Raw genomic sequence first — 12222 nt, forward strand, 5'->3', positions numbered from 1 at the left:
GGCATGATGCTTGACACGTATGACACACTGCGGAGGTGCAGGTGAACCCGACCATCACGGCAGCGGAGATCGCCCGGCTCGCCGGGGTCGGCCGCGCCGCCGTCAGCAACTGGCGCAAACGCCACCCCGACTTCCCGGCCCCGGTCGGCGGCACGGCGGCCAGCCCGGAGTTCGACCTCGGAGAGGTCGAGTCGTGGCTTCGCGAGCAGGGCAAGCTCCCCGAGCTGTCCCGCGCCGAGCGACTGTGGCGGCACCTCGCCGCCGCCACCGAAAGCCCAGCCGCCGCGCTCGCGAACGTCGGCACCCAGCTCCTCAATCGACAGCGGGGCGGGAAACGCCCGACGGTGGACCGGGCTGTCAAGCCGCTGCTGCCGGACATCGACGCCCTCGCCGACGAGCTCACACCGGCGGCCGCCTTCGACGAACTGTGGCGACGCTTCTCCGCGCCCGCCCCCGGCCGACCCTGGGCGACACCCGACGAGCTGGCCGACCTCATGGTCCGGCTCGCCACCGCCGACGGCGGCACCATCCTCGACCCGGCCGCCGGCTCCGGCGCCACCCTGCGGGCCGCGGTCCGCGCCGGCTGCACCGAGGCGTACGGGCAGGAACTCGACCAGGACCTCGCCACCCTCGCCGGGCTCTGGCTCGCGCTGCGCGGAGTGCCCGGTGAGGTCCGCTCCGGCGACTCGCTACGCGCCGACGCCTTCCCCGGCCGCACCTTCGACGCAGCCGTCTGCCACCCGCCGTTCGGCGTCACCACCTGGGGCCACGAGGAACTCAGCTACGACCCGCGTTGGGAGTACGGCGGAGTGCCACCGCGTACCGAACCCGAGCTGGCCTGGGTCCAGCACTGCCTGGCACACCTGAACGCTGGCGGGCACGCCGTACTCCTCATGCCACCGACTGCCGCCGGGCGCCGTACCGGCCGGCGGATCCGCGCCGAAATGCTGCGCCGCGGCGCACTCCGCGCCGTCATCGCGCTGCCCAGCGGGGTGGCCGCGCCGCACGGCGTACCCCTGCATCTGTGGGTGCTGCGGCGCCCCGCCCCCGACGCGCCGCCACCGGCGCGGACCCTGCTGGTCGACGCCGCCGACGGCGACCTCGCCGAGCTGGCCCCACGGATTCTCGCCACGTGGCAGGCCTTCGCCGCTGCCCCCGACGCGGACGTCGAGGAGGCCGGCTTCGCCCGCGCGGTCCCGGTCATCGAGCTGCTCGACGAGGAGGTCGACCTCACGCCGGCGCGCCGCCAACCCGCCGGCGGGGGCGAGCGGACGGGGGAGCAGATGGTACGCACGAGAGAGCGGCTCGCCGCCGTCGTGCGGGACCTGCCGGCGCTGATCCCGCAGGTCAGCACCGCGCCCGACACGGGCACGACGCTGGCCGTTCCGGTCGCCGAGCTGGTCCGCAGCGGGGCGGTGCAGCTGCTGGGGCCGGTACGGGCGACGCGCGACACCGACGAGCCGTCGGAGCTTCCGGTGCTGCACGCGCGGGACGTCATCGAGGGGACCGCGCCGTCATCACGCGGCGACCGGCCGGCGGGAGAGCCCATCTGGCTCGCGTCGGGCGACGTCGCCGTGCCGGTGGTCGCCCGCCGGATCACCGCCCGGGTCATCACCGACGAGAAGGCCGTTCTCGGCGCGAACATGTACCTGCTGCGGCCCAACCCGGCCGCGCTGGACCCGTGGTTCCTGGCCGGGCAACTGCGCAACACGGCGAACGAGAAGCAGGCGTCCAGCCTGTCCGGGACGCTGCGGTTCGACATCCGGCGGGCGTTGGTCCGGCGGCTGCCGCTTGAGGAGCAGCGGGCGCACGGGGAGGCGTTCCGACGCCTCGATGCGTTCGAGTCGGCAATCCGACAGGCCGCCGTTCTCGGGGCTGAGCTGGCGCAACTCACTGCCGATGGCTTGGCCCAGGGCAGTCTCCGCCCGCACGAGGAGCCATGAACGTGCGGTGCGGAGGAACCGCCGTTCGGCTGCTGGCATCGTGATCGTCCAACGTTGTACGGTCATTCGTCCGCCGGGCGTGGGGCCGGCGGCGGGCGCATCGGTGCAGGTGGGTGTCACTGCGTGGGGGGTCTGATGGCGCTGGAGAAGGTCGGCGGGTACGAGGTGGTCCGGCCGCTCGGCTCGGGCGGCATGGGCACCGTGTACTTCGCGGTCTCGCCCACCGCCGATCGCGTGGCGCTCAAGGTGATCAAGAAGGAACTGCTGGCGGACTCCGGCATGCGCGAACGGTTCGCCGCCGAGGTGGAGAGCCTCAAGCTGGTGTACGGGTCCCGGGTCGCGCGCCTGGAGGACGCCGACGCCACGGGCGATCCCGCCTGGCTCGCCGTCGAGTACGTGCCCGGTGCCACGCTGCGGCAGCACGTGGACGCGAACGGCCCGCTGTCGCTGCCGATGGCCGCGATGGTCGGCGCGATGCTCGCCGACGGGCTGGTCAGGGTGCACCAGGTCGGGCTCCTGCACCGGGACCTCAAGCCGCAGAACATCATCCTCGGCCCGGATGGCCCGAAGCTGATCGACTTCGGCCTGGCGGTGCTGATCGACCGCGAGCACTTCCTGACCGAGGCCGGTGCGCTGGTCGGTACGCCCGCCTACATGTCGCCCGAGCAGGTCCGTGGCGAGCGGGACCTGACGCCCGCAGTGGACATCTACGGTCTGGCCGCCACGCTGGTCTTCGCCCTCACCGGGCACGGCCTCTACCCGCCGACCAACTCCTGGAACCTGCTGCTGCGGATCACCGAACCGTCCGACCTGCCCGACCTCTCCGGCGTGCCGGGCGAGTTGGCGCCGTTGCTCGGTGCCATGCTGGCCCACGACCCGACCGCGCGGCCCGGGCTCGACGACGTCCGCTCCCGGCTGCTGGCGGTCGCCACCGCGAGCAGCGGCAAGACGGCCGTCGACCTGCGCCAGGAAGTGGCCGCGCTCACCTACGACGGCGACACCGAATTGCTCGTCCCGCCGGACCTCGTCGATCCGAAGGAAGACCCCGAGGACCTGCTCGTCGTCGAGGACGACAGCACGGCGGAGGTGCCCGAGACGACACCGACAAAGGTCGACCCCGAGCCGCCGACCAAACCGGGCCCCGACGTGACCTGGCTGGTCGAGAAGATCCGCCGTCAGTACGCCCGCCGCTCGACCCTGTAGGAAGGCCCCACCGATGACCACCTCCCAGGAGGCCACGTTCGCCCCGGGCTCCCGCATCGTCGTCCGGGACGAGGAGTGGCTGGTCCGCAGTGTGAAGACCGGCACCGCGGACGGCACCATGATCAAGGCCGTCGGCGTCTCCGAGTTCGTGCAGGACGTCGAGGCGACCTTCTTCACCGCCCTGGACGACATCCAGGCGATGCGGCCCGAGGACACCGTGCTGGTCCGGGACACCTCGTCGCGCTTCCGGCAGAGCCGGCTCTTCCTGGAGGCCGTGCTTCGGCGTACGCCGCTGCCCCGCACCGAACGCGGCCTTGCCCTGGCCGACCGGTTCCTGCTCGACCCGCTGACCTACCAGCAGCGCCCGGTCGAGCTGGCGCTGTCCGGGCTGCGGCCGCGGATCCTGCTCGCCGACGTGGTCGGCCTCGGCAAGACCCTGGAGATCGGGCTGATCCTCGCCGAGCTGATCCGGCGCGGCCGAGGGGACCGCATCCTGGTCGTGTCGCCGCAGCAGGTCCTCGAACAGTTCCAGCGGGAACTCTGGACCCGCTTCGCGATCCCGCTGGTGCGGCTCGACTCGACCGGCATCCAGCGCATCCAGCAGGAGATCCCCGCCGGGCGGAATCCGTTCACCTACTTCAAGCGGGCCATCATCTCGGTCGACACCCTCAAGGATGCCGGCCAGTTCGGCCACCACCTCGACGCCACCACATGGGACGTGGTGGTCATCGACGAGTCGCACAACCTCATCAACAAGGGCACCCAGCGCAACGAGCTGGCCCGCCGGCTGGCGGCGAAGACCGACGCGCTGCTGCTGGCCAGCGCCACCCCGCACAACGGCGACCGGGAGTCCTTCGCCCAACTCATTTCGCTGCTCGACCCGGCGGCCATCGCCGACCCGAAGAAGTACGAGGCCAAGGACATCGTCCACCTCTACCTGCGCCGCACCAAAATCAGCCCCGAGGTGCGCGATCAGATCGGCGACCGCTGGGCCGACCGCGGCCCGTCCCAGGCGGTGCACTGCCCGGCCAGCCCGATCGAGGAACAGATCTTCGACGAGCTGACCGACGTGTGGCTGGCCGGCAAGTGGAGCGACGAGGCGGTCACCGGGCAGCACCGGCTCTTCCCCTACACGCTGTTGAAGTCCTTCCTCTCCTCCCACCGCGCGCTGCACGAGACGGTGAAGACCCGGCAGAAGAAGGCCGCCGGCACCGAACGAAAGGCGCTGGACCGGCTCGCGGAGCTGACGTCGGCGATGACCGACCGCGACTCCAGCAAGCTCCAGAAACTGGTCGCGGAGCTGAAGAAGATCGGCGTCGGCAAGGGCAGCGACACCCGGGCCGTGGTCTTCTCCGAGCGGGTGCCCACCATCAAGTGGCTCGCCGAGGTCGTACCCGGCCTACTCGGTCTCAAGCCGAACGCCGTCCGGGTGCTGCACGGCGGCGTCGCCGACCAGGACGAGCAGCGGATCCTGCAGGAGTTCGAGCTCGCCGGCAGCGAGGTGCGGCTGCTCTTCACCGGCGACGTCGCCTCCGAGGGCGTCAACCTGCACCAGCAGTGCCACCACCTGATCCACTACGACATCCCGTGGAGCCTGATCCGCATCGAGCAGCGCAACGGCCGCATCGACCGGTACGGGCAGCGCCACCAGCCGCGGTTCCGGGCGCTGATCCTCACCTCCGACCGCGAGGACGCCAAGGACGACCGTACGGTCGCCGAGAAGCTGCTTCAGCGGGAGGAGACCGCGCACCGCAGCCTCGGCAGCGTGGAGGCCGCGACCGGCCTGTACGACGCGAAGGCCGAGGAGGACCGGCTGGTCCGTGACCTGCTCAACGGCAAGACCGTCGACGAGTCCTACGAGGCCGCCCACGCCGAGATCGACGTGATGGCCGACCTCTTCGGCGAGATCGGCACCGCCCCCGTCGCCGCCGACGTCGCGCAGGCCCGGGTGCCGAAGCTCTTCGATTCCACCCGCGACTTCGTCGACGCCGCCCTGTACGAGATCTACGACGACCGGCCCGAGGACCACATCGACCTGCGCCGCGAGGACGAGCTGCTGACCTTCCTCGCCCCCGACGACCTCGTGCACCGGCTCACCGACCTGCCCCGCTCCTACCTGCGCGCCCATCGCGAGGGCGAGGAGCTGCGGCTCAAGGTCACCTTCGACCGCAGGCTCGCCCAGCGCAAACTCGACCAGGCCCGGCAGAGCAAGACCCCGATGTGGCCGGAGATCGCCTTCCTCAGCGACGTGCACCCGATGGTCGACTGGCTGGTCGACAAGGTGCTCATCCGGCTGGGCCGCCAGCAGGCCCCGGTGCTCACCGCCGACGTGAGCGCGCCGACCTACCTGATCCAGGGCGTCTACGCCAACCGCCTCGGCCAACCGACCGTGGTGCAGTGGATGGCCGTTACCGGCCTGCCCGCCGCGCCGGCGATCCGCCCGATGGACGAGGTGCTGCGCGAGGCCAACGTCGGTCCGTCCATGGTCAACCGCGCTGAGGCGGTCGACACCGAGCCGCTCAAGCAGCTTCTGCCGCAGGCCGTCGATGTCGCTCGGCAGCACCTGGCGGGCAAGCGCGCCGAATGGATCGCGGCCAACGCCGAGCCCCTGGAGCAGCACCGGCGGCGGCTGGAGACCTTCCGGCAGGCCAGCCTCTTCGACGAGCTGCCCGCGCCGGCGCGCGAAAAGCGCCGCCAGCGCGTCACCGCAACCGTCGCCGAGCAGCACGACCTGCTCGACCGCCTGGAAACCGACGGTGACCCGCTGCTGCGGGTGCTCGCCGTCCTCGTCCCGTCCCCGGAGAACGTCGCATGAGCTTCGAGTCGCTGACCAACCGCGGCGAGTACCTCTCCGCGCACTACCTCGCCGAAATCCTGCCCACCACGCTTAAAGGCGGCCTGGTCAAGCAGTGGGCCGAGCGGGAGAAGGCCGGCGGGCCGACGCCGCGCACCGGGCTGCGCGGCCTGCGCCGCCCCTTCTTCGACGCGAAGACCGAGCTGACCGACGTCGACTTCTTCGACCCGGAGCGGCTGCGCAAGCTGCACCAGGAGCTGCTGAAGGCGCTCGGCTTCGAGCCACAGCCGCAGATCATCACCGTCGAACGGGTTGGCCACGAGCAGCAGATCAAGGTCGCCCACGCCGAGCTGGGCACCGGCCACGGCATCGTCGCGCTCGACTGCGGCTGGGCCGTCGACACCGAGGCCGCCCAGGATCCGGACGCCGCCGGCCGGCTGCTCGACCCGGTCACCCTGGCCGGCAACGAGACCATCGAAACCGGCGCGAAGCTGGCCTCCTGGCTCTTCGCCGCCGAGCAGCCACCCCGGTACGTGCTGATCCTCAGCGGCGGCGTGGTCACCCTCGCCGACCGGGCCGTCTGGGGCGAGGGCCGCTACCTGGCCGTCAGCCTCGACACCGCGTACGCCCGCAACGACGACCGGGAGTACGACGTCGTCGCCGCGCTGTTCGGCGCGGACTCGCTGCGCCCGCCCGCCGAGGGCGGCACGGAACCCCTCGCCGAGCTGGTCGCCGGCTCCCGCCAGCACGCGGTCGGCGTCTCCAGCGAACTCCGCGAGGGCCTGAAGGTCTCCGTCGAGCTCATCGCCAACGAGGTCCTCGACCGGATCCGGCAGGCCGGTTACCAGCCGCAGCAGGTGATGGAGCTGGACGAGCTGGCCAAGGAACTCGGCCGGGAAGCGCTGCGCTACCTGTACCGGATCCTCTTCCTGCTCTACGCCGAGGCCCGCCCCGAGCTGGGCGTGCTACCGGTCAACGACCCGCAGTACGTCGAGGGCTACAGCCTCGCCCGCATCGGTGACCTGGTCGCCCGCCGGCTCGCCCCGTCCGCCGAGGGCGGCTTCCACCTGTACGAGTCGCTCGACCTGCTGTTCCGCATGGTCAACGAGGGCCACCGCCCGCGCGGCGGCGCCGAGGTCGACGAGAAGGCCAGCGAGGGCGAGGGGCTGCGCTTCGAGCCGATGCGCTCGGACCTGTTCCTGCCGGAGAAGACCAAACTCATCGGCCGGCTCATCGCCGTGCCCGGCAGCGACCCGGACGACCCCGACGGCCCGAAGATCGACACGCGGCTGCGCAACAAGGTGCTCTACCAGGTGCTGCGCCGGCTGATGCTCACCAAGGGCGGCAAGAAGCGCCGCGGCGGCTTCATCTCGTACGCGCAGCTCGGCATCAACCAGCTCGGCGCGGTCTACGAGGGCCTGATGTCGTACACCGGCTTTGTCGCCACCGAGCAGCTCTACGAGGTCGCCAAGGGCGGCGACCCGAAGGACGGCTCGTGGATGATCCCGGCGTCGAAGGCCGACGAGTACGACGACAGCGTGTTCGTCTACAAGGAGGACCCGTACACGGGTGTGCGCAGCCGGGTCAGCTACGCGCCCGGCGCGTTCGTCTACCGGCTCGCCGGCCGGGACCGGCAGACCAGCGCCTCCTACTACACCCCGCAGTCGCTGACCGAGGTCACCGTCCAGCTCGCCCTCAAGTACCGCCTCGACCAGGACGGCACCACCACACCGGCGCGTGAGCTGCTGGACTGGACGATCTGCGAGCCGGCGCTGGGCTCCGGCGCGTTCCTCAACGAGGCGATCAACCAGGTCGCCGCCGAGTACCTGCGCCGCCGCGCCCGCGAGTTGAAGGTCGACCTGGACCCGGAGCAGTACCACCTGGAACTCCAGCGGGTGAAGGCGTACATCGCGCTGCACAACAGCTACGGCGTCGACCTCAACCGCACCGCCGTCGAGCTGGCCGAGGTGTCGCTCTGGCTGAACGTCATGCACGCCGGCCTGCAAGCCCCCTGGTTCGGCCTGCACCTGCAACGCGGCAACTCGCTGATCGGCTGCGGCCGCAAGACCTACGAGCCGAAGCAGCTCGCCGACAAGTCCTGGCTGACCACCGCCCCGGCGGAGAAGCCGTTCCGGGACGGGCCGATCGACGCCGGCAGCATCCACCACTTCCTGCTTCCCGCCGACGGGTGGGGCGCGGTCGCGGGGGAGAAGGAGGCCCGCGAGCTGGCACCGACCGAGACCGCCAAGCTCAAAGCCTGGCGTACGGCGATGAAGCGGGTGCCGTCCGCCAAGGGGAAGAACTCCCAGGTCAAGCGCTTGCAGGCGCTGGCCCGGCGGGTCGAGTTCCTGTGGGGGCTGGTGCAGCAGCGGCTCGCCATCTCCGAGCGGGAGATCCGCCGCGACATTGCGGTCTGGGGCGCCGACGACCTGCCGGCGGTGACCGAGGCGGTGCCCCGGGAGAAGATCCTCGCCGACCTGACCGCGCCCGGCACGCCGTACTGGCGGCTCAAGACCCTGATGGACGTCTGGTGTGCGCTGTGGTTCTGGCCGCTGGACAAGGTCGGCCTGCTCGACGGCTCGGACCCGGCGGCATACCCGGCCGCGCCCGTCCAGGTATCGCACGTCAAGGACGTTCCGGCGTACGAGGAGCAGGTGGTCTACGAGACGCCGGACATCTTCGGCAACGTGGAGCCCCGGCAGATGACCCTGCCGACCAAGGCGACCGGCACCCGCCGGATGACCGTAGCCGAGCAGCTCCGCAAGCAGGTCCCGCTGACCAACCTGGACGACTGGCTGACGTTCGCGGAGGCGCTGATCGGGCGCAGCGACGTGGACGAGAACACCGAACGCTTCTACGGCCGCAAGCTCGACAGCCTGGCCGAGATGAGTGAGCTTGAGCAGAAGCTCGACGGCGTGATCGGGGTGGACTCGCCCTGGATGCTGGCTGACCGGTTCCCGTGGCTGCTGGCCGCCGAGCGGATCGCCGAGCAGCAGGGCTTCTTCCATTGGGAGTTGACGTTCGCCCAGGCGTTCGCCAAGGGCGGCTTCGACCTCCAGGTAGGCAACCCACCGTGGGTGCGGCCGCGTTGGCAGGAAGACCTCGTGCTCGCGGAGTTCGACCCATGGTTCGCGCTCAAAGATAAATCGACGGCTTCTGCTTGGCGCGAGCGCAGGGCGCAGGCATCACTTCGTTCGAAGATCTACCTCTTGAGGGAGCTCGTTGGAGTTGTGGGGATGGTTTCGTTTCTTTCGTCTCCCTCTGCATTTCATCTCCTAGAAGGAACTCAGCCTGACCTGTACAGGGCCTTCATGTGTCGATGCTGGACCAGTCTTGGTCCTGCGGGCATCGTTGGATTGATTCATCCTGATAGCCATTTCGGTGGAGTCAAGGAAGGTCGACTTCGAGGCGCCGCCTACCGGCACCTTCGTCTTCACGCACACTTTCAGAATATGCGCCTTCTCTTTCCGGAGGTTGACTGGAACAAGCAGTTCGGGATCCACATATATGGGAATCGCCGCCGCGACATTCGTTTTGTCCACCTTAGCTGGTTATATGCCACCGAGACGCTAGTTGAGTCGCTCAATCATTCTGGGTCGGGCGAGGTGCCTGGAGTAAAACATAATGGATCGTGGGATTTGCGTCCCCACCGTGACAGACTTGTGGAAGTCGATGCTGGCACGCTTCAAGAGTGGGCGCGTTTGGCTGGCGTGTCTCGTAGTGCATTGGAGCAGACGCCTCTCCTCTATCCGGTGACGACCGGAGAGCAGAAGGCGATCGCAGGGCTAGGCAGGTTCGAATTGCGCCTCGGGATGATGACGCCTGCAATAAGTCGCGGATTTGACGAAAAGGGAGCCAAAGAAGCTGGTCTTATCGAGTGGCGAGGTTCCGATCCGAGTGATTGGTCAGAGGTGATTCTGCAGGGTCCTCATCTGGGGGTAGCAACTCCCTTGGCGAAGCAGCCGAACATTCCCTGCAAGAGCAACAAAGACTACGAGCCTTGGCTTCTGACTGCAATCGGATCAGATGTGGTGCCTCGTACGAACTATCGACGCGCGACTGATCGTGGCGCCTTCTTGGATGCTCAAAGTGAGTGGAGCGGACGGAGGTATACGCAGTACTTCCGCGTTGCCTGGCGAGAGATGATTCCTCTGAGTACGGAGCGTAGCCTATTTGCCGCCCTGATTCCCCCAGGGCCAACTCACGTCCATGGCATCCGTTCCATGGCTCTCGGCACTGACCGGGAGACGGTGCTCACTGCTGGATTTTGGGCCTCCCTGCCTCTAGATTACCTACTGCGTACTACTGGCAGAGGTCATCTAGACGTGACAGAGGCGCACACTATGCCTGCGCCCGAGTCGTTTCATCCTCTGGCTGAGGCGCTTATTCTGCGAACACTGAGGCTCAACTGCCTTACCTCCGCCTACGCGCCCGTATGGGGAAAGTTGTACTCGGATGGTTGGGCAACCGACGAGGACTGGGCAGTACCGTGGCCCGAACTTCCTGAGGCAGTGTCACTTGGCAAGGTGGCATCGCGATGGGGAAAGGACACACCTTTACGAACTGAGAGAGCGCGGCGGGCCGCGCTGGTAGAAATAGATGCATTGGTTGCTGCATGGCTGGGTATAGGGGCCGATGAACTAATATCGATGTATCGAGCGCGATTCGCGGTTCTGAGCAGTTATGAGTCAGCGATGTGGTTCGACGGTAGGGGGCGACGGATCACTCGCGACTATTATGCACACGGGGTGGGGCAAACCAACACGACGTTCCTACGACTGACTGAGTATCTCGATGATCCAGAGCGAAATCCGGTGCCGGAGGGGTACATGGCGCCGTTCTACCAGGCGGATCGGGAGAATGAGTATCGGCAGGCGCATGCCGTCTTCAGTAAGCGGCTTCGGGACGCGATTGACGGGGGCTGGAAGCCTTCCCGAGTTCCCCCCACATAGTGGATAAGTGAACTGGATGTCACCTAGCCGAACGGATTACGTGATTGAGGGGAGGCGGCAGTCAATGAGCAGAGTCTCGTTGGCTAATAGAACGTTTCTGGAGGCCGTTCTGGGAATGGGTGGCGGCTACGTTCTAGACTTCACGAACTCATCGTTCGCGCTCCTGTTTTCTGATCTCAATATCGACATTTTTGATGAGAAGTACGCCGAGTACGGCGTCTCTAAGGCGAACAGGCTAAGAGCCCTTTGGAGAGTTGGATCAGACTCAGAGGCCTCCTCGGCTCTGGCTACGCTTGCTGACTACATCGAGGCCAAGAAGGCTGCTGGCGGTTGGGGCGAAGACATCACCGACGAGCAGATTGTCAGGATCCGAATGATCGCCCACGAGCTTGCTGGCACACCACCCAGTGGGCTGATTGGCGGCCCCGTGGCTATTACCACCGAAGCGACTGTAACCGCTAACAAGATCTCCCTCGAGATCCACGAAGACATCTATAGCCACATAGGGCAGTATCTCGCGACTGGGGACTACTTCCATGCCGTCGAGGAATCCTACAAGCTCGTGCGTGAGAAGCTTCGAAGCATCACCGGTAGTGAGAAGGCGACCGAGGCGTTCGCAGCGAGAAATTACGAGAAGATTTTTGGCCACCAGCCAGCGAGCGATGTCGAAAAAGACTTCTTTGAGGGTGTCAAGTTTCTCAATATGGCCATCCAGTTCCTGCGGAACGAGAAGGCGCACACGCCGGCTACACCTTTAGAACCCAATCTTGCCATCCATTATATTTCGCTTGCGAGCCTAGCCTACGATCTGGTAACGCGTTACGTGAGCGAAGAGACTATCCAGGAGATTGAGAGCCTGATCACTGCCAAGCGGCGCAGCTACCGATCGGCAACGGCCTTTTATACGGACTTCGAAGACGGCAGGTGGCTCCAGGGCCTGGAGCTTCCAGTTGATCTGGCGTCAGCGTCGGTTCGCAAGGCGCTGAAGGAGAAGTGGCTCGAAGAGGCCGACTTTACAAGAAGTTATGATCACAGCAATATCGTCCTGATGCGACTCGAGGTGGTCGTCGACCAGCTCAGCGAGGTCGACTTGGATCAGTTGCTGGATCTACCTACGCGTGACAGCTACGGTAACGATCAGGCCGCTGGCGTTCTGCCGTTTTTTGAGTTCGTTCGTCGGCAATACCCATGGAAGCTTTCCCGGAAGGCAAAGACTTGGATGGACGAAAACAAGAACGATTGACAGTTGTTGTCCCTCAGGGTTGAGCCTCCAGGGTCGCGGCCAAAGGAAATACCATGCGTCTGGATGAGGGCGCTTTGCTTGGATCTT

The 12222-nt window shown here is 67.2% G+C and carries 5 protein-coding genes; all 5 read left to right on the plus strand.

Annotated elements, in window-relative coordinates; translation table 11 throughout:
- Positions 1-35: 35 nt before the first annotated feature.
- Positions 36-1943 (plus strand): N-6 DNA methylase, encoded by a 1908-nt coding sequence (locus EV376_RS18925; RefSeq protein WP_207228208.1) that lies wholly within the window; start codon positions 36-38, stop codon positions 1941-1943.
- 123 nt (positions 1944-2066) lie between these two features.
- Positions 2067-3146 carry a serine/threonine-protein kinase gene (locus tag EV376_RS18930; protein ID WP_486482691.1) on the plus strand — a complete coding sequence of 360 codons (1080 nt, stop codon included), beginning with the start codon at positions 2067-2069 and terminating at the stop codon, positions 3144-3146.
- A 13-nt stretch (positions 3147-3159) separates the two neighbouring features.
- Entirely contained in the window at positions 3160-5961 is a 2802-nt protein-coding gene (locus EV376_RS18935) for a DEAD/DEAH box helicase (protein WP_130325087.1), read from the plus strand.
- Positions 5958-10892: a class I SAM-dependent DNA methyltransferase gene (locus EV376_RS18940; protein WP_130325089.1), complete on the plus strand. Its 4935-nt coding sequence runs from the start codon at positions 5958-5960 to the stop codon at positions 10890-10892. Before EV376_RS18935 ends, EV376_RS18940 begins: the two co-directional genes overlap by 4 nt.
- Positions 10893-10956: 64 nt before the next feature.
- Positions 10957-12135: a TIGR02391 family protein gene (locus tag EV376_RS18945; RefSeq protein ID WP_165438030.1), complete on the plus strand. Its 1179-nt coding sequence runs from the start codon at positions 10957-10959 to the stop codon at positions 12133-12135.
- Positions 12136-12222 lie beyond the last annotated feature (87 nt).

It is taken from the genome of Micromonospora sp. CNZ295, from assembly GCF_004217535.1.